Source organism: Mangrovibacter plantisponsor (genome assembly GCF_003182475.1).
GTDB lineage: Bacteria > Pseudomonadota > Gammaproteobacteria > Enterobacterales > Enterobacteriaceae > Mangrovibacter > Mangrovibacter plantisponsor.
Genome location: NZ_QGTS01000006.1, coordinates 323,749 through 342,747, shown reverse-complemented (window position 1 = coordinate 342,747; position 18,999 = coordinate 323,749). Strand labels below are relative to the sequence as shown.

Sequence of the window (18,999 nt, the reverse complement as noted above, 5' to 3'; positions counted from 1 at the left end):
TAACACACAAAAATGCCTGAGCCACCTCTGCCCAGGTTATAAACGGTGCGGCACCCGGTAGTGATCCATTATCCGGCCCATTAAATACAGGCGCGCTTCTGCTTCAGTGGAAAATAATCCGTGAGTCATTATGGCGTGTTGCGCCACGTTGATAGACATAATAATCAACTGCACAATATCTGCCCGGGTATGAAGTTGGGAAAGAATATCGTTGCAGTCCACATGGTCATCATTGTGGCTATGCCAGCGTAATTTCAGCATTGGAAAAACCTCTGCAGCATGCTGGCGCGCACTTTCCAGAGACATTCCGCCACATTTGCTCAACGCAATATTGTCAAACTTTAAACGCCAGGAATCCAGCGCCCGTGCGGCCCTGTGCGACTGCCCATCCAAAGCGCTTGTTTGCTCCTGGGGCTTGTCATTATTAAGCCGGTAATTACGTGTCGCCATGATGATGTTCCTTATAGCCGGGCTGTATGTAAAACGTGCAGTCCTCCATCAGGAAGATTAGTTCAGTTTGCGGCGTATTTTCGTCGCTGACTTCGCATATCGTGACAGCACTTCAGAAAGCATTTCCCTTAGGGAGATCCCTACACAGTATAACGATTTTGGGTTACCAACAATGGGTAACATAACGCGCCATTTGCGCCCTGATTCTGGCTATAGCCCCACCATTTTTAGTGGGGGCATGCTGCAGCTGCGCCAATTTATTATTAGCTGTGTTTGAATTCGCTGGTACGGGATAAAGGAGAGAGGAGAATGTTGAATATTATCAGTCTATTAGTTGATGTCTCCTCTATGGTTTGTGATTTTTTGTATCTGCGTGACCGCAAAAAAGCAGAGCGCAAAACATTGCGCGGTGCACCATTTCGCAAAATACCCGTTATCCAGATGCAACCCGGTGAAAAGGCTGTTCAGGAAGAGGGAGGCAATACCACCTGCAATACAAAAGAAGCAAAGTAACCGGTTTTTTTCCTCGTTTTTTTCTTGCGCTATCCCACCTTTTTGCCATTTTTTATTAGTTGTTGAGAAATATCTCATTTGAACTGGCGTAACCCCATTTCCCTGCATAAGCTCAAATTAATCAGGTTGTTGCCCCCTGGCGAATTATTTCACAACCTGAATGAGAAAATATAACCGGGCTTTGAGCTAATATTTTGAAAAAAATTGAAAATATCTTTTTCTGGCGATGACCAGGCAGAAGTTATTTTCCGCTGGGAGCAAAACTCATGACGCTGGACTATGTTGCATTGGTAATGCTGGTAGTGGTGGTGTTGATTTTGTTTTACGGGATCATTGCCATTCACGATATTCCTTATGAAATAGCCAAAAAACGCAATCATCCCCATCAGGATGCTATTCATTATGCCGGATGGGTAAGTTTGTTCACTCTGCATGTGTTATGGCCATTCCTGTGGATTTGGGCCACCCTGTGGCGGGAAGACAGGGGTTGGGGTATTCAGAAAATTGAGCAAGAACAGCATGATATCCAGCACCATCTTAGCGTGCTTACCACGCAAATAGAGCAGCTTCAGCAAGAGATTACCCAGTTAAAAAAACCTCCTGAGCCAGTACCCGAAGTAGTACCCGTAGTGCAAGAAGTGCTGGCCAGTTCGCAGGAGGAAAAATAATGGAAACATTGTTACTGCTTTCTTATGCCGCACTTTGTGTTGCGGTGTTCAAGATTTTTCGCATCCCGTTAAATAAATGGACTGTGCCCACGGCAGTATTAGGCGGAGGTGTTTTTCTTGGCCTGATTGTGCTGATTATGAATTACAACTACCCCTTCAGCGATATTGGCAAAGAAGCCTACCGCACCATTCCCATTGTTTCTCAGGTGCGCGGGCGGGTAACTGATGTACCGGTAACGCCGAATGTGATGTTGCATAAAGGCGATGTGCTGTTTCGTATTGACCCGGAACCTTTCCAGAACCGGGTGGATGATCTCCGTGCGCAAATTAAAGACGCCAGCCAGAATGCCCTTTCGCTGGATTCCGGCCTGAACCAGGCAAAAGCGGATCTGAATAAAGCCATTGCCGACCGCGACCAGGCAAAACGGGAATATGCCCGTTATGCTCAGGGCCACAAGAAAGGTGCGTTTTCGGACCAGGAAGTGGATACCCGCCTGCAAACCTGGAAAGCAGCAGAGGCAACAGTGGCAGCAGAACAGGCTGCGGTACAACAGGCACAGAACTCACTCAATTCTGTGGTGGATGGCGAAAACTCGAAAGTCGCTTCACTGATGGCGCAGTTGCGTAACGCCGAATTCAACCTGGAAAGTACGGTGGTGCGTGCGCCTTCTGATGGCTACGTCACTATGGTGGGCCTGCGCCCAGGTGTGATGTCAACTGCCCTGGGGATGGCTCCAGTAATGACATTTGTGCCTAAAGAGCCGGGGGAATTACCCACTTATGTTGCCGCGTTCCGCCAGAACTCCATTCAGCGCATTAAACCCGGTTACGAAGCAGAGCTGTTGTTCCCGTCAATTCCGGGTACCGTGTTTCACGGTGAAGTGCTCGGTGTCTTGCCCGCGATGGGTGAAGGCCAGTTCCAGGGGCAGGGCCGCCTGCTGACCACGGCAGATTTACAGGGCCAGGGGCGTGTTCTGGTCACGGTCAGGGCAACAGACCCGCGGCTGGCGCAATATGACCTGCCCCAGGGTTCCCAGGTGGAAGTGGCAGTCTATTCCGGCCATTTTGAAGAGCTCTCTTTAATGCGTAAGATCCTGATCCGCATGAAAAGCTGGGAAAACTACGTCTTTCTGGACCACTAGCTGCTGCTAAAAAAGTAAGCGCAAACAAGGAAAGAACAGACCGTTTATCTCCCGGAATGTTTGCGCTTACGTATTCAGAAAACCGGCAGGTTATGCTGGCTGGGTAGCTGGCACTGGCAGTGCTGCCAGCATCTCCGCCAATGAAGAGTAACACCCGGCTGCACCCTGGAAATCAGGCTGGTGGCAGCCGGGCGTCACTACACATACTGCCATTCCGGCAGCCTGTGCAGCCCGGAAACCATTCAGGCTGTCTTCCACCACCAGGCACTCTGCGGCGGGCAGTGAAAGTTTGCGTGCGGTAGAGAGGTAAACTGCCGGGTCTGGTTTACCGCGCGGTTCGTTATCGGCACTGGACACCACTTCAAAATAGTGGCTCAGTTGCAGTTTATCGAACACGGCATCAATAACCTGGTGCGAAGATGAAGTGGCTAAAGCGATGCGGCAGTTTCTTTGCTGCAAGGCGCGTAATGTCGCTTCGACGCCAGGCAAAGGTTTACCGTTAGCGGCAATTAATGTGGTGACATGGTGCAAAATGGCCTGTTCCAGTTGCCCTGACCGGGTGGGCAAGTTGAAATACTGGCACCACACCCTGGCGATTTCATCCAGCCGTTTGCCTTTTGTCAGGGCTTCGCATTGCGCAACCGTGGCCTGGACCTGGTATGCCGCAAGTGCCGTGATTTGTGCCTGTTGCCAGAACGGTTCAGAATCAATAATCACACCATCCATATCAAAAATAACCGCTTTCACCTTCATTTTTACCTCTCTTGCTGGCTGGCGGCTGCCCGCCAGCCCGGTTGTTTACGACAATTGCGCGCTTTCTGCCGCACATTCCGGTTTAGTGCTAAAACCGGGCTGTTCAACGTGAATGAATGGGCAGATGAAAAACGCGACGATATACAGCACGGTGTAGGCAATCACTACACCAATGGTACTGAAGTGGGGCAGCAGCAGCACGGCAATGGCTGGGGCCAGGAAGTTGGATGTCCCGGCAGATAAGTTATAAACCGAAATAGCCGCGCCTTTGTGGTTAGGTTCCAGCGCCGGGAATACCGCTGCCATGGGAACAAATGCCGCCACAAAAATGCCCAGCGCAATTGCCGGAATTAACGCCATGGCAAAGTTATGCCCAAAATGCTGGGGGATGTAATAAAACGCCAGGCTGGAGATCGCCATACCAATGCAGCCAAACCAGCGCACCACTTTTATCCAGCCCATTTTTTCAGACACAACGCCCCAGAACACGTTGGAGAAAATCGTGGTGAAGAAAAAGACAGCCCAGACCTGGAGCCATTCAGACGTGGTAAAGCCGAGTTGGTCGACAAACATCATTGGCATGATGACGGCGAAACCAAACAGCGACAGGGTATTGATAATCCTCACCATGCAGGACAGCAGAATATTGCGGTTACTGTAAATCAGCGTCACGGCACGGGTGAGCTCACTGAATTTTTGCCGCGTGGTGAGGTTTTGCATATGGCGTGGTGTGGCAATGTGGCGCAGTGAAATCTGCGCGATAACCCCGCCAGTAACACAAAACGCCAGCGCCAGCCACAATGTCCCCAGTTCGCCAATATGCGGGATGGTGAAGCTCGGAATATAACTACCAAACACACCAATACCAATGGAATACACCGCCCAGAACCAGCCAATCGCTGAGCTGGCGCTGTCGCTCTTCACGTTATGAATAATGGCGACAATAAACGAATACAGGAACAGAGGGTAAGCGAAACCACGAATGCCGTAGAACAGCAGGATCATGGCGTAATTCGCACGCCCCAGGCCAAACACCAGGAACAGGACATGGAATACGCACCACATCAAAAAGCCAATCAGCATGGTTTTTTGTGGGGTAATAATTTCAGCCACCACGCCAGACACCCATGCAGCAAGGGCGGCTGCAAGGCCATAGAGAGTGAAAGCAAAAGAGGCTTCAGCCGGTGAAAAGCCTAATTCTTTAATGTAGTGGGATAAAAACGCCAGTTCGAAGCCATCTCCCGTCATGAAGAAGGCGATAGCGATATAACCCCATATCAGGTTCAGAGGCAATCCCAGCCACTGCTTGTTGGTTACAGACATAATGACCTCGTATTCAGGGTACAGTGGAACCGCTCCGGCGCAGGGCCGGAGGGTTTTGTTATTAAAATTAATGAGTACGGTAAGTAATGTCGTTTTGGTACAGAGCAGCGAATTGTTTATAGCGTTCCATTAGTGTCTGGTGGCGCTCAGGGTTCGCTTGCCAGGTTTTGTAGATTTCAGGTTTGGTGCACACCTCTGCCATAGGTTTACCTGCGGCAAGGCAGGCCAGCCGGGCCGCGCCCAGAGCACCGCCGGTTTCACCACCTTTGTGGGTGACAACCGGCATGGCAAGAATGTCTGCCAGAAGTTGCGCCCAGAATGGGCTGCGGGCACCGCCGCCAACTAATGAGCATTGCGTAATATCAGTGCCGCTTTCCTGCAGCACTCGCAGGCCGTCGGCAATCCCGAAGCTCACGCCCTCCAGAACGGCATAGCCCATTTGCGCGCGCAGGCTGGCATGGGTTAGCCCCCAGAACAGGCCGCGGGCGTTCGGGTCGTTATGGGGTGTGCGCTCGCCAGAAAGGTAAGGCAGGAACAGCGGCGCATGGGCTTTGTCGCTATCGCTTAACTGTTCTATTTCTTCCAGCAGTGCCGTTTCAGTGGTGCCTGTCAGGCGGCAAAACCACTGCAGACAACTGGCGGCACTCAGCATCACACTCATCTGGTGCCATAAATTGGGCAGCACATGGCAAAAGGCGTGTACCGCCGATTGTGGCGCGGGGCGGTAGGCGTCGGTTACCACAAACAGAACGCCGGAAGTACCCAGGGAGATAAACGCATCCCCCGGGGAGACCGCGCCAACACCAATCGCGCTGACCGCGTTATCGCCACCACCACCGGCAACCACTACTGAAGCATTCAGCCCCCAGCGCTGTGCAATGTCTGGTGCCAGTGTTGCCGACACCGCACAACCTTCCACCAGTTCCGGCATATTGCTGCGCGACAACCCACATTTCTCCAGCAGGGTGTCTGACCAGTCTCGTTTGGCTACATCCAGCCACAGAGTGCCTGCGGCGTCAGACATATCGGAGACTTTCTTGCCTGTCATTTTGAAGCGCAGATAATCTTTCGGCAGCAGCACTGTTGCTGTGCGGTTAAAGTTGTCGCTTTCATGGCGGCGAACCCAAAGCAGCTTGGGTGCGGTAAACCCCGGCATTGCCAGGTTACCGGCAATGGTGTGGAGTTCCGGCGCAATTTCTTCCAGCTCTGCGCACTCCTGTGCACAGCGGGTGTCGTTCCATAAAATCGCTGGCCGAATCACTTCGCCCTGGTCATCCAGCAGCACTGCGCCATGCATTTGCCCGGATAAACCAATCGCTTTAATGGCCGACCAGTGCTGGCCGCATTTCTCTTTCAGTGTCGCCATTAAATAGTCTGTGGCTTCCCACCAGGCCTGTGGAGCTTGTTCAGACCAGTGCGGGTGCGGGCGCTGGATGCTCAGTGGCGCACTGTGGGTGGCAACAACATGGTAGTTGTCGTCAATGACCAGTGCTTTCACTTCAGATGTGCCAAGATCAATGCCTAAGTACATAGTCATCCCTCACTGAATCAGCGTGTATACAGCGGCAATTTTTGCGCGTAACAGCGCAGCGAAGTCGGCGCGTGAGGCCAGTTCACCAAACAGTGCTTTGTTGCTGGCATAAACAGCAATTGGGTCGGCCGTGTTGAACATGGCATGCACGGCAGGGGCATCCAGAATGCCGTCCTGGTATTCATAAGGCAGCGTGCCGTTGTGCCATTGCTCCATAAACACGAAGAACAGGGCAGGCAGCATTGCGGTGGCATCCGGGGTGGTTCCACGCTGGTAGCATTCCAGCAGCGTTGGCGTGATCATCGCCGGGATTTTTGAGAAACCGTCTGCGGCAACACGCTGGTTGGTATCCTGAATATACGGGTTAGTAAAGCGGTTAAGCACTACATCGCGGTAACTGGCAAGGTCAATGCCGTTATCGCCAAGGCAGGGGATGACATCTTCGGTGACATAACGGTTTGCAATGGCATAGATAAAATCGGTCTGGGTGCTTTCATGGATATATTGCTGGCCGATTAACGTACCTGCCCAGGCAATGCAGCTGTGGGATGAGTTAAGAATGCGGATTTTGGCTTCTTCGTAAGGAATAACGGAAGACACCAGTTCAACACCGACGTTTTCCAGCGCTGGCCGGGCATCGCGGAAGTTATCTTCCACCACCCACTGAATAAAGGTTTCACCCATTACCGGGGCTTTGTCATCAATACCTGTTTTTTCTTTGATACGGGCCGGCAGGTCTGGTGCCGGGCGTGGTGTGATACGGTCCACCATGGTATTCGGGCTGGTGGTGTTGGCTGTCATCCAGTCAATCACGGCCTGCTTGCCTGTCTGTTGTAAGAATTCGATTAACCCACCATGAAAGCGCTCGCCATTATGGCGGACGTTATCGCAGCACAGCAGGGTTAACGGGCCTGCCTGCGCGGCCATGCGCGTTTCAAGAATGCGGGTAATGGTGCCGTAAATCGTTTTGCAGGCGCCTTGCAGGTCTGCCGCTAAATCCGGGTTGCTGGTATCCAGTTGGTGCTGGGTATTCAGGTAATACCCACCCTCTGTGACAGTAAATGCAATCACTTTGGTTGCGGATTTCGCCCCTTCGTCAATCAGTGGCTGGAGGTTTTCCTGCCAGGGAATGAGTTTCTGAATAGCGGTGATTTCTTCGTATTTTCTTTCCCCTTCCGGGCTGACGGTTTCCAGGACATAACGGCCATTCTGCGCTTTCAGTGCCTGAAGTACGTTTTCTGAATCAGGGCGGATGTTCCCGGCGGCAATGTGCCAGCGGTTATCGCCTGCGGCAATCAGGCTGTGCAGGTACCAGGCCTGATGTGCACGATGAAAAGAACCCAAACCGATATGAAGCCATGTGAATTGATTGTTCATGCTCTGTTCTCCATTAAGGTGTGGGTCCACTCTATTTAAACATTTGATCAATTGTAGAGCTATAGATCACAAAAGAGCAAAAGACCAAACAAAATACAAATGACCAATAATGTGCATCTAATTATGGCAAGAGTACTTGCCTCGCTATGATCTTCCCGCCAGAATGCGGGTATTGCCTGGGGTAAAATGCCCGCAGGCGCAGGAATAAGGCAGGGAAACGTGAGCAAAGAAGACGATGCCAGGCTGGACCAAAAAGTGCGTGCGGCTTGGATGTACTACATTGCCGGGCAGAATCAGAGTGAAATAGCTACCCTGTTAGGGACTTCAAGGCCGGTCGTCCAGCGCCTGATCGCTGCGGCGAAAGAAGAGGGTATTGTTTCCATTGGTCTGCACCATCCGGTGGCGAACTGCCTTGATTATGCGCAGTTGTTGCAGGAAAAGTACCAGTTGCATGAATGCAATATTGTGCCGGTCTACAGCGAAGACAGCCTTCTCGATAGCGTGGCATTTGGCTGTTACCAGGTGATGTCCCGTTTTCTGCGGGCCGATACACCGAAGATTATTGGTATTGGCTCGGGGTTTACCCTGAAAAAAACCATTCAGCGCATTGATTTTAATTGTAAGAACGCCCGCTGTGTTGCGTTGATTAGTGCCATGGATGAAAACGGCCAGTGTAATTATTACGACGATGTGCCCTTGCTGCTGGCGCGTAAACTGGAAGCCAAATATTCTCAGTGGCCGGCACCGCGCTATGCACAAACCAATGATGAACACGCAATGTGGTGCTCAAGCCGCTTGTTTAATAACGTGAGCGAGTTAGCCAACCTGTCGGACGTTATTTTTGTTGGCGTGGGGCCTTTAGGTGAGCAAAGCCCAATTTATAAAGACGGGTTTATTAACCGGGCGCAACTGGATGAACTAACAGCACTGGGCTCTGTCGGTGAGATCCTGGGGCGGTTTATTGATGCCAATGGCAATGTTGTTAACAGTGAAATCAACCAGTTGATAACCAGTTATGATATTCGCAACAATCCCTGCCCGCGTATTGGTGTGGCCTGTGGCGATTACAAACGCCCGGCGATTTTAGCCGCGCTGAAAGGGGGCTGGGTTAACGGCCTGGTTACCGATGAGCATACAGCTCGCTGGTTATTAACGCGCTGAGCACATTGCTTGCATCACCTTTTTGGTGTGGTCTGGTTTTTTATTAGGTGACATCCTTTCTTTCTGTACGGACATGAGGTTTGTCATCAGACTCAGGTGCCTTATTGGCACCTCCTGAGCGCAAAAAAATGAGGTAGTGTTCACAAAATTGCCATTGCATCTTCTGGCTATTATTCACAGTCCTCATTGTTCAATTCAGCTTTTCTATTTATTCAATAACTCACTGTATTTAAAAAATAAAAACATTTGATTCCCGCTATTTGTTAAATTTTAAATGTGATTCAATTCACAAAAAACTATTAACAAACAGGGGTGTCAATGTTCTGTATGGATTCATTTATCCAGTTTTTGAGATCTTCGTTGCAAATACAGGGCTTGCAGCCAGGGAAAAATGTGGGTGTCGCAAGCAATAAGGGCAAATGATGAAAATCGGTATTGTCGTAAGTGGCGGAGATGTTTCAGGGATAAATAATTTTATTTTCCAGATAGCCAGGCTGGCGCAGGCTGATATTACGCTATTTAATGGCGGGATCCCTGGCTTACTGGAGAAAAAACACCATGAGATTGCATGGCGCGAACTGGTGGACTTCTCTATCTCTGCAATGCCGGTAATCACATCCGGGAGGACGTCGAAAAAATTAATGCGTTCAGAGTACAGCGAAATCAGTAAAAAACTTAAATCACTCCATATTGATATATTAATCATGGCAGGTGGCGATGGTTCTTTACAATTTCTGAATACCCTCAGTGAATTCGGTGTTAATTGCTTTGGTGTGGGTATGACGATTGATAATGATGTATTCGGCAGTGATTACACTATCGGTTTCTCAACGGCCTGTGAACAAATTCGCCAGGAAGTATCCAAATTACGTAATACCGGCAGGGCATTGCCCGGGCGAGTATTTATGATTGAAGTTCTCGGTGGGTACTGTGGCGAGCTGACTTTGCAGGCGGCTATCAAGAGTAATGCTGATATTGCGTTAATCCCTGAAAGACAGTTGCCAGTGGCTGAACTGGTATCAAAAATTCAGCACAAGCTGGCGGAACAAAACAGCGTCGTAATCCTTTGCTCAGAAGGCTACACGAAAGAGTACTCGCCTGGGTTTCAGGGGGCGATAGACACCATGATAAAACAACTGGAGCCACAAATAGGTGTGCGTATCCGTAAGACCATTTTGGGTTTTGGCTTACGCAGTGGCGACCCCAGTTGCGAGGAAATTTATCAGGGAACGATTATGGCCAGTGAGATTGTTCGTTGTATTCAGTCTGGAATGCGTAATAAAGCCATTGTTATTAATTCGAGTAATAAACCTATCCCCATTGATTTAATTAGTATGCAAAAACGCCTGGTCGATACTGAAGGGCATCATTATAAACTTGCAAGGCAGCTCAATATCCTTTGAGGAGACCCTACATGTTAAAAGTACTTTGCGTATGTGGCTGCGGCCTCGGCTCAAGCTTTGCCATTGAAATGACCGCGAAAGCTGTTCTTAAAAAACTGGAGATTCCTGCACAAATTGAACACACCACTGTTTCTGAAGCGGGGGCATTTAAATCCGATATTATTTTAACCTCCAAAACATTTGCAGATATTTTAACAGCCGATGCCAGTGAAGAAGAGGCAAGGCGCGTTATCATTCTGAATAAATTAACTGATAAAGAGGAGATAGAAACAAAAATAGTTGCCTTTATGAAAGCGCAAAATTTAATGGTGGTTGATCATGAATAGTATTATTTCATTTATTGTAAAGGATTTACTCGGCCAGGCATCTATCCTGGTGGCATTTATTGCCATGCTCGGGTTGATTCTGCAAAAAAAATCGCCAGGGAAAATAGCAGAAGGCACATTTAAAACGCTGCTGGGCTTTCTGATAATGATGGCAGGCATCAACATTATTGTCGCCACTTTGACTTTCCTTAACGACATTTTTACCCATGGCTTCGGCATGAAAGGGTATATCACCGACGTGGCAGCGATAGCCGGGCTGGCAAACCGTGAGCTGGGCTCCGAAGTGGCGTTAACGCTGATGGTGATCTTTGCCGTCAATATCCTGGTGGCGCGCCTTTCACCCTTTAAATACATCTTCCTGACCGGGCAGGCACTACTCTGGATGGCAACTATCGGCACTGTTATTGGCTATAAAGCTGGCCTGACAGGTTTACCCCTTATCCTTACTGGTGGTGTTTTTGGTGGGGTTATGGCGGTGTTGATGCCTGCGCTGGCGCAACCTGTGGTACGGCGAATTACCGGTTCAGATGACGTCGCGCTGGGGCATTTTTGTACCATTGGCTACCTGGTTCAGGCAGCGGTGGCAAAGGTTGTCGGCAAAGGCTCCCGCTCAACTGAAGACCTGGTGCTGCCGGATAATTTCAAGTTCCTGCAAGATACCTATTTGTCTATGGCGGTGGTGATGGTGCCCATGTACCTGATCCCGGCGCTGGCGGCTGGGCCTGCTTATATTGCCCAGTTTTCTGGCGGTATGAACTACCTGATGTACGCGTTTATGCAATCTATCCAGTTTGTTGCCGGTGTCTTTGTTCTCTATAGCGGTGTGCGTTTACTGCTTAATGAACTGGTGCCTGCATTCCGTGGAATTGCCATGCGTATTGTGCCAGACGCCAAACCCGCTCTGGATTGCCCGGTTCTCTTTCCCTATGCCCCCAATGCAGTGATAGTCGGCTTTCTGGCAACAACAGTGGGTTCTATTATCGGCATGCTGGTCTTCCCGATGTTCGGGATGGCAATGATTCTGCCCGGGTTATTAACGAACTTTTTTGCAGGTGGCACCGCTGGCGTTTTTGGCAATGCGCTGGGAGGGCGGCGTGGAGCAATGATTGGTGGTGTTGTCCATGGCCTGTTTATCACTTTCCTGCCGTCAGTTCTGGTGCCGATGCTGGAAAGTTACGGTTTTAATGGCGTCACGTTCAGTGACTCAGATGTGATCAGTTCTGGCCTGGTGCTGGGGCATGCATTCCAAAATAACTGGTTATTTGTTGCCTTGTTTATTGTGTTTGTTGCCGCCCTTGCCTGGTTTGTAAATGGTAAGTCTGTTAATCCTAAAGGGGAGAAAGGTCATGAGCCTGCTTAATTTCAACGATATTTTACGTATTGCTCAGCAACGACAATTTAAGGCAATTGGTTCATTTAACTTACATTGTATTGAAATGCTGCCTGCCTATTTCCGGGCTGCAAAAAAAACGAACAGCCCGTTAATGATTCAGATATCTACCGGAACAGCACAATATTTGGGTTATAAATTGCTGGTGGATTCTGTGTGCTCCCTGGCGGAAAGTGAAAATGTGCCAACCTGCCTGCACCTCGACCATTGCTCGGATATTAACGCGATTGAAACAGCGATGAACGCGGGTTTTACATCTGTGATGTATGACGGTTCCCACCTTAGTATTGACGACAACATTGCGAATACGCGTATTGTGGTGGAAATGGCTCGCCCGAAAAATATCACTGTAGAAGGTGAATTGGGGGCGATTGGTGGCTCAGAAGATGGCAAAGCCGTGGCAGATGAAGACATCACCATTACTACCGTGGAAGATGCTGTGCGCTTTGTGCATGAAACGCAGGTTGATATGCTGGCGGTCTCTGTGGGCACAGTACATGGCCTGTATACGGGTAAAGCGCAAATTCGCCATGAACGGTTAACCGCAATCAGTAAAGCAACTAGCACCCCGCTGGTATTACATGGCGGGACGGGCGTTAGCGATGAAGATATGCGCCTGGCGGTGACCGAAGGGATTAATAAAGTGAATGTGGGTACAGAAATGAATGTCCAGTGGGTAGGGCAATGTAAAACTACATTTGAAAAAGGAAAAGTGAATGACAGTGTGCGGAAGTTTTTAATTCCGGCAAATGAAGCCGTTACCCAGGTATTAATGGAAAAGATCGCACTGTTTAAATAAATACCCGTTCTTCTTTTATTTTTATCACTCACCCTGGTGCCCCGGCACCCGTCGGGGCTGGAGTCAGCTATGTTTAATTCGCTAAAAGCATTATGGCAAAAAGCGCCAGTGAACCAGGAAGACAATAATCAGCAGGCACAACTGTTGTCTGAACAAATAGCTCTGCTGGAGCAATCTCTGGCACAACAGCCAGATAATGCTGAAACACAAAAAGCATTAATGCTTGAGTACAACCGTGCACTACGTGCTTATGCCGCAAGCCCTGTTTATCGGCCACAGGTGGAGACGTTGTTTACACGAATTGATGAACTGCGAAATATTATTCGCCGTAATATTTAGGGAGTGCGCATGTCCATTAAAGATTTGTTGCTGGAAGCAGATGCTATCCAGGTCGGTGTAGATATTGATAACTGGCAGGATGTGATTCGCCAGGCTGCCAACCCTTTAGTGAATAAAGGTTTTATTTCACAAAATTATGGGGAAGCCGTAATCAAAAACACGCTTGAACACGGAGCGTATTATGTTTTTGATGAGGGGATTGCCATACCCCATGCCCGTCCGGAAAACGGTGTATCCCGCACCTGTTTTAGTCTGGTGTTACTTAAAAACCCGGTCAGTTTTGCCGGAAGTGGTGCGGCAGATATTGTTATTTTATTTGGTGCTCAGGATAGCAATAAGCATATTGAAGAGGGGATTCGCGCAATTGTTGATTTACTGGATAACGATGTCCGGTTGTCCAGCCTGCGGGCAGCGCGCAGCAAAGAGGAGGTGGCAGCATTGCTATGAAACAGTTACTTAGTGCTGAACATAAAACCGTCATTCTGGTTAATGGAATTCCGGCATCAGGGAAAAGTACCGTCACCCAGGCGCTTTCACAGCAATTCGGCCTGCCCTCACTGACGCTGGATGGTATCAAAGAGCCTTTTATGGCGCAGTTCCCGGCTATAGATCGCCAGCTTAACCGCCAGCTTGGGTGCGCGGCTTATGCGGCTATCTGGTCGGTTATTGCTGCGGCTCCAGCAAACTGTATCTGGCTGGTTGATGCCTGGTTTGGGTTTCAGCCCCGTGAGCAACTTCAGGTCTTTTTGCAACAGGCCCGGGTACGTGAGGTGCTGGAAGTCTGGAATCAGGTTTCACCGGAACTGGCTGTATCACGCTATGCCCGGCGGCTTGAGCAACGTAAACCGGGCCACCCAGGGGAAGAGTATTTACCAGAGCTGGCTGTGTTAGCGCAATCTGCCCGCCCCATGAGCATCGGCCCGGTGTACACCTTTGAGCAGGGTGAAGAAGGGGGGGATTCAGGGGCACTTTTTAACTGGGTTACACACCATATAGCCAGTGAAGCATTGGTTGGCTGAGTGTACTGGCAGGCATAGTCAGGCGGGTTTTGCCATAGCGCCTGGCTTGTTCATGCTACTGTTTGCCTGGACTAATTACGTTACGTGAACGGCCTTGCGTGTTTATTTAATCGTACATTCAGTTAATACAAGCATTAAATAACGAGTGTGATTGTCATTAATCTTGCTGCCCGGAAGTACATTCCGGTTATAAAAAAACAGGAAACCCACCACAATTTGTAATTTTATTTCTCCCTGCCTGTTTGTTCTGTTGTTTTCACCCCGGCATTCCGGTTTATTACGCTGCGTAGCATTACGTATCAACCGATACTATGCACGAATTAGCACCACACACAACATACCCGCATATTAACTTATTAAGGACAGCTCTATGTTTAAAGGACTGGTTAGCGCAGCACTCTTACTGGCATGTTCTGCAACGGCGTTCGCTACTCAAATCAGTGGCGTTACGGCTTCTGGTTTTGATGAAAAGAACGGCCACAAGCCTGAATTTATGCTGGATGGTAACGCTAAAACCCGGTGGGCAGTAAGTGGCAAAGGGAACTGGGCTGTGTTCCAGTTAGCCGATGAAACGGAGATTCATAATATTGTTCTGCATACTTTTAAACCGGCAGAGCGGCGGCTTAAGTTTGACTTGCTGGTTTCGCAGGACAACCAAACCTGGGTAACGCTGGCACAAGGGGTACAGACATCCACGGCGTCTCTCAAGGGCGAAAAGTTCGTGGTGAAGCCGGTTAAAGCTCGTTGGGTAAAACTGCAGGTTCATGGCACAGATATCAATTCATGGAGTTCGTTACACCAGGTGGCGGTGAACAGCGATGAAGTGTTGCCAGAAACCGCGCTGAATTAACAACCTGGTGGTGGTGAACCGGAAAGGCTTCAGAAAAGTGCCGTTGTGCATAGAGTGCCGGGTTGCCATAATGGCTACCCGGCATCTCACAGCAAAACAGCGACGTCGCACTGGTGTTGATTGAGAACCTGTAACAGTTCCTGTCGTAGCCGGGTAAAGGTTTTGCTCTTATTGAGTACCAGTGTTTGTCTGAACAGCAAGGGAAAACGCCATGTTAGTGTTTAACTGCACCAGAACGGCAGCAGACTTTTTTACTGTGACGCGCCAGGGTAAAAAACAGTCACCACTGGAACAACCGCCAATGCCAGAGATTGGCGATACTCAGTACGAAAACCTACCCATCAGTTCCTGGCTGGTGCATGCCATTAAGGTTCAGCGTAAACACGTATTAATTGCCATGCATGTATCTACCCGTTATGCCATGGTATTTGTTGGCCTGAAAAAAGGCGACTGGGCTGAATTTGCCAGACTGTGGCTGGAACGGCTGTTTAATAACATGCAGTTTTTCGGTGAACAGCTTGAACTGTGCGATGAAGCCAGCTTCCATGTGATGGTTGAGCAGTTTATTCGCCTGAACCCTAATCCCTGTTTCTGCCTGCGTGGCGACAGAAGCGTTCAGAGCCATATTAATGACGTAGTGTGGAACATCGAATATCAGGCTGATGAAATGGGGGGGTTACCCGAAGACCTGGTGCAGGCATCGCTACTTGATGAGTGGATAAACCACACAGTGCGTTCCACCAAAACTCATAAAGACTATTTCCAGCCCAATGAAGAGATGTTCCTCGAATGGATAACCCTGTATGGCGACCTGGATCCGGGTGAAGTGCCGCAGGTCCGTGAGTATTTTCGCGCGCTACCCATGCAAATGCTGTCTTTACTACCGGAGCCAGAAAATCAGGCTAAAATTCAGGGCATAACAGAGGTCGCGCTGCAGACTAATTTTGAGGGTGAGCCTGCGCATGCGGATAATATTATTGATTTCCAGCAGGCCAGAGCCAATAAAAAGAACAAGTAACGAAAAACATATTTCTAAACGTGAATGTGAACAGATTCTGTTTAATGAATTTAGAGCTTTGCCTGGAGTGTTTTCTTTTTATGGACAATATAAAGGGTTGATAGTGGAAATGTTTAATATGAGGGTAAAATTAATCGGTATTACAGCTTTTGCTTTTATTATTGTAGCGATTATTGCTTTTTTTCGTCCGGTTGATATTGTTGCTGTACACTCAGAATCTGACGCGAGTGTTATATTAGTGAAAAATTTTCCGTATATCGACAAAGGAAAAATAAATTGGTGGTTGGAAAATAAATCCAATATTACTAGTCAGTATCATCTTCCTTTATCATCGCCTGGAAATTTTTATCGTGTAAGTTTTCTTGACTTTGGTGATGGATATAAAAAACTGGGAAAAGAAGACAGGATCTGTTTTGATGATATGAAAACCGATGTGAATTGTGTAGATAAAAATGTTATTTTTTCAGTGGATAAAAATGTAGACGGGCAGTTTTTCTTTCATACTTACAATGGACAATACCGCCTGACAGCAAAGGGAGAAGTGCAGGAGTATAAAGATAATTTTTACGTTAAATAGTATTGGCTGATGAGCGGGTGTAGAGAAATATATATTTTGTTAGAGCTTTTAATTAACGCTCCCTCCTGGTTTTTTTAAATACAATAAAAATACGTTGAGTTATAAGAAACTGTGGGGTGTGCCACGAATATTGCAGGTTCATGGCACAGATATCAATTCATGGAGTTCGTTACACCAGGTGGCGGTGAACAGCGATGAAGCGTTGCCAGAAACCGTGCTGAATTAAGCAACGGGCTCAAACAGGCTCGCCTGAGATGTACAAGAGCAAGCGTTGCCAGGTGGTTCTCCGCCTGGCTATTACAATTTAGCTTGTGGACTCACAGTTACTGACTGGGATCCGAAGCCAACAGCATCATAGTTTTATTTTTAATATCCACCAGTTCCTGGTCTACCAGCATATCCATAGCACGCAGGAAAGTAGATTTGGATATCCCCAGCATATGGGCAATTTCCTCCTGGTTCAGCGGGACCTGTATCTCGCACTGGTCAAAGCCATATTCTTTATTAATATATGATAAATAACGTAAAAACCCCAACACTTTTCCGGCGTTGTCTCGTTGATTCAGTACCGCGATGAATTTCTGTTTTTCCAGTGCTGAGCGGGCAATAATTTTAATAATAAAATTGGTAAAGCCTGTGGTTATTTGGCTGATTTCATAGAAACGGGCATTCTTGAGTTGGCAGACTTCAACCGGGCTGGCCGCCTGAACATGGTGCTGGTAATACTCGGAATAGAGCTCTTCTGCGCCAAATACCTGGCCTGGGAGTATCAGCCCCTGGAGCTTATCCTCTGCGTCATAAACTTTCGCAAAACCAGAACGCAGGGCATACAGTGCATCCACTTTGTTACCACAGCGGTAGATAAAATCACCTTTCGCAAATGCTTTACGTGTGGAAAGGCTGTCAACAAACAGCCGCTCCTGGTAATCAAACAGGTAGGCTTTACAGGCACTGGCAAAGCCACATTTTGCACAGGTGACACAGTTTTTTTTCATTTCAACTTCTTCTTTTTTATGGGCAGGTTACTCTACTGCAATGCCAGTTGTGGCAATGGGGGCTATGGTCAGGGTCATGACTGAATAACACAATTCATGATTGGCGACAGGGGAATACCGATAGTGAAATAATTGTCATCTGTTCTTTGCAGGTAGACGGCGTATTGCCCGCCAAGACCCAGCATTTTTACCGCCAGTGCTGAAACGTTGTCGGGGGCGTTATCGTGCACCATCGGGGCCTGACCAGTTATTGTAATGTGGTATTTATTGGCAGAAATATTACGGTAGTTAAAGGTGATATAGCGTGAAAAGGTCCAGGTTTTCCCGTCGGACTTCATAAAACCGGAGAGATTAAATTGCCCGGTTTTATCGGTACGAAACTCAAAAGCGATATTGCCATTAAATGTAAAGTCTTCTTCTTTTGTTGAGCTGTCATAAGTCAGGTTAGCGAAGCAGCGATCACTAAAATACTCTTTGGGGTGGCTGTTTGCACCCCAGGCAAACAGCCCTGCCAGCAGAACAATGAGGGTGACAAACAGCCCTGTCAGTTTCATTTCCATTCCCCATCGAAGGTGTAGTGATTTTCACAGTAAATAACTTTCTTGCTTGCGTCATCTAACGGACATAGCGAATAAAACACCCGCCCGCGGCCGCCGTAAAATACACTACGTTGTACCTGAACAGTGACAGCAAAAGGCTGCTTTTCACAGCGTGCTGCCATATCTGGTTGAAAGTGGCTCATCATATTAAGTAGTTTCTGTTGCAAACTACCTCGCAATTGTTCAAAAGTTTGCAACTGGCATTTACCGATTGTTCCTGCATTATAAAGCCGTGTGAAACGCGCACCTGTATCGTCATCCAGGCGTATAGCAATATTTGCCAGCACCAGAAGCGTTATCAGGGCGGCAGGTATTACAATCCGCCAGGGGAGTTTGAGTTTTGCTGCAGCATTGCGCTGAACTTCAACGGGTTGTTGTGTATCCGGTTGTGAGATGTCATGCCAGGGCAGAATCTCGATATCAGCAGAAAAATAAAATCCAACCCGGGGCACTGCAATAATCGTTTCTTCAATATCTGTCAGTGAGGTGAGGATCTTACGCAGAATACTCACATATTGATTTAATGACGAACTGGAGCTCACATGCCCGGCTGATTCCCATACCGTTTCCAATAAATAGCTCCGCTCCAGCACCTGGCCTGGGGACGCAATTAATAATGATAAAATCCGGTTGGCAGTATGGGTAAGTTTTTTCTCTTCCAGTACAGGCGATCCTGCAAGTGAGCCCGTTTCTTTTACGGCCAGCGTGCCACTTTCTGTATCATAAATAATACTGCCAGCGATGACATATTTCATGAGCGACTCTT

At 48.4% G+C, this 18,999-nt stretch carries 22 protein-coding genes; 14 read left to right on the top strand and 8 right to left on the bottom strand.

Annotated features, from left to right (window positions below; translation table 11 throughout):
- Window positions 1-36: 36 nt before the first annotated feature.
- On the bottom strand, window positions 37-450 hold the full coding sequence (locus DES37_RS12020; protein ID WP_036106744.1) for a hypothetical protein: 414 nt from the start codon (window positions 448-450) through the stop codon (window positions 37-39).
- A gap of 309 nt (window positions 451-759) precedes the next feature.
- Between DES37_RS12020 and DES37_RS12015 the strand changes: the two genes are divergently transcribed.
- From DES37_RS12015 to DES37_RS12005, 3 genes are all read left to right on the top strand, one after another.
- Complete coding sequence (locus DES37_RS12015) at window positions 760-963, top strand: hypothetical protein (RefSeq protein ID WP_110025923.1); 204 nt, start codon at window positions 760-762, stop codon at window positions 961-963.
- Window positions 964-1,229: 266 nt separating this feature from the next.
- Window positions 1,230-1,631, top strand: coding sequence for a DUF3302 domain-containing protein (locus tag DES37_RS12010; protein WP_110025922.1), 402 nt, complete (start codon window positions 1,230-1,232; stop codon window positions 1,629-1,631).
- The gene (locus tag DES37_RS12005; RefSeq protein ID WP_110025921.1) at window positions 1,631-2,773 is read left to right on the top strand and encodes an HlyD family secretion protein; all 1,143 of its coding nucleotides are present in this window, start codon (window positions 1,631-1,633) and stop codon (window positions 2,771-2,773) included. The genes DES37_RS12010 and DES37_RS12005 overlap by 1 nt, the downstream gene beginning before the upstream one ends.
- Window positions 2,774-2,863: 90 nt before the next feature.
- Here the strand turns inward: DES37_RS12005 and DES37_RS12000 are convergent, their stop codons facing one another.
- From DES37_RS12000 to dalD, 4 genes are all read right to left on the bottom strand, one after another.
- Window positions 2,864-3,526: an HAD family hydrolase gene (locus tag DES37_RS12000; protein WP_110025920.1), complete on the bottom strand. Its 663-nt coding sequence runs from the start codon at window positions 3,524-3,526 to the stop codon at window positions 2,864-2,866.
- 45 nt (window positions 3,527-3,571) lie between these two features.
- Entirely contained in the window at window positions 3,572-4,849 is a 1,278-nt protein-coding gene (locus DES37_RS11995) for an RbtT/DalT/CsbX family MFS transporter (protein WP_036106731.1), read from the bottom strand.
- A gap of 67 nt (window positions 4,850-4,916) precedes the next feature.
- Window positions 4,917-6,380 (bottom strand): xylulokinase, encoded by a 1,464-nt coding sequence (gene xylB / locus DES37_RS11990; RefSeq protein WP_110025919.1) that lies wholly within the window; start codon window positions 6,378-6,380, stop codon window positions 4,917-4,919.
- 9 nt (window positions 6,381-6,389) lie between these two features.
- Window positions 6,390-7,757 carry a D-arabinitol 4-dehydrogenase gene (gene dalD, locus DES37_RS11985; RefSeq protein WP_110025918.1) on the bottom strand — a complete coding sequence of 456 codons (1,368 nt, stop codon included), beginning with the start codon at window positions 7,755-7,757 and terminating at the stop codon, window positions 6,390-6,392.
- 219 nt (window positions 7,758-7,976) lie between these two features.
- Here dalD and DES37_RS11980 point away from each other — a divergent pair, with 219 nt between their 5' ends.
- The 11 genes from DES37_RS11980 to DES37_RS11930 all read left to right on the top strand — a co-directional run bounded on the left by DES37_RS11980 (window position 7,977) and on the right by DES37_RS11930 (window position 16,639).
- Complete coding sequence (locus DES37_RS11980) at window positions 7,977-8,918, top strand: sugar-binding transcriptional regulator (RefSeq protein WP_110025917.1); 942 nt, start codon at window positions 7,977-7,979, stop codon at window positions 8,916-8,918.
- Between the two features lie 422 nt (window positions 8,919-9,340).
- Window positions 9,341-10,321 carry a 6-phosphofructokinase gene (locus DES37_RS11975; RefSeq protein WP_036106934.1) on the top strand — a complete coding sequence of 327 codons (981 nt, stop codon included), beginning with the start codon at window positions 9,341-9,343 and terminating at the stop codon, window positions 10,319-10,321.
- A gap of 11 nt (window positions 10,322-10,332) precedes the next feature.
- Entirely contained in the window at window positions 10,333-10,647 is a 315-nt protein-coding gene (locus DES37_RS11970) for a PTS sugar transporter subunit IIB (RefSeq protein ID WP_036106721.1), read from the top strand.
- Window positions 10,640-12,007, top strand: coding sequence for a PTS sugar transporter subunit IIC (locus tag DES37_RS11965; RefSeq protein WP_036106719.1), 1,368 nt, complete (start codon window positions 10,640-10,642; stop codon window positions 12,005-12,007). The genes DES37_RS11970 and DES37_RS11965 overlap by 8 nt, the downstream gene beginning before the upstream one ends.
- Complete coding sequence (locus DES37_RS11960; protein WP_110025916.1) at window positions 11,994-12,836, top strand: class II fructose-bisphosphate aldolase; 843 nt, start codon at window positions 11,994-11,996, stop codon at window positions 12,834-12,836. Before DES37_RS11965 ends, DES37_RS11960 begins: the two co-directional genes overlap by 14 nt.
- 69 nt (window positions 12,837-12,905) lie before the next feature.
- Entirely contained in the window at window positions 12,906-13,175 is a 270-nt protein-coding gene (locus tag DES37_RS11955) for a hypothetical protein (RefSeq protein ID WP_110025915.1), read from the top strand.
- Between the two features lie 9 nt (window positions 13,176-13,184).
- Window positions 13,185-13,622: a PTS sugar transporter subunit IIA gene (locus DES37_RS11950; protein ID WP_110025914.1), complete on the top strand. Its 438-nt coding sequence runs from the start codon at window positions 13,185-13,187 to the stop codon at window positions 13,620-13,622.
- A complete protein-coding gene (locus DES37_RS11945; protein WP_110025913.1) occupies window positions 13,619-14,194 on the top strand; it encodes an AAA family ATPase in 576 nt (191 codons plus the stop codon). Before DES37_RS11950 ends, DES37_RS11945 begins: the two co-directional genes overlap by 4 nt.
- Before the next feature lie 370 nt (window positions 14,195-14,564).
- Window positions 14,565-15,044 (top strand): discoidin domain-containing protein, encoded by a 480-nt coding sequence (locus DES37_RS11940; protein WP_110025912.1) that lies wholly within the window; start codon window positions 14,565-14,567, stop codon window positions 15,042-15,044.
- 211 nt (window positions 15,045-15,255) lie between these two features.
- The gene (locus DES37_RS11935; protein ID WP_110025911.1) at window positions 15,256-16,062 is read left to right on the top strand and encodes a DUF6933 domain-containing protein; all 807 of its coding nucleotides are present in this window, start codon (window positions 15,256-15,258) and stop codon (window positions 16,060-16,062) included.
- Window positions 16,022-16,639 (top strand): DUF943 family protein, encoded by a 618-nt coding sequence (locus tag DES37_RS11930; RefSeq protein ID WP_170123764.1) that lies wholly within the window; start codon window positions 16,022-16,024, stop codon window positions 16,637-16,639. The genes DES37_RS11935 and DES37_RS11930 overlap by 41 nt, the downstream gene beginning before the upstream one ends.
- 323 nt (window positions 16,640-16,962) lie before the next feature.
- Here the strand turns inward: DES37_RS11930 and DES37_RS11925 are convergent, their stop codons facing one another.
- From DES37_RS11925 to DES37_RS11915, 3 genes are all read right to left on the bottom strand, one after another.
- The gene (locus tag DES37_RS11925) at window positions 16,963-17,634 is read right to left on the bottom strand and encodes a Crp/Fnr family transcriptional regulator (RefSeq protein ID WP_110025909.1); all 672 of its coding nucleotides are present in this window, start codon (window positions 17,632-17,634) and stop codon (window positions 16,963-16,965) included.
- Between the two features lie 74 nt (window positions 17,635-17,708).
- A complete protein-coding gene (locus DES37_RS11920; RefSeq protein WP_170123763.1) occupies window positions 17,709-18,188 on the bottom strand; it encodes a hypothetical protein in 480 nt (159 codons plus the stop codon).
- Window positions 18,185-18,988, bottom strand: coding sequence for a winged helix-turn-helix domain-containing protein (locus DES37_RS11915; protein WP_110025907.1), 804 nt, complete (start codon window positions 18,986-18,988; stop codon window positions 18,185-18,187). The genes DES37_RS11920 and DES37_RS11915 overlap by 4 nt, the downstream gene beginning before the upstream one ends.
- Between the last annotated feature and the right edge of the window lie 11 nt (window positions 18,989-18,999).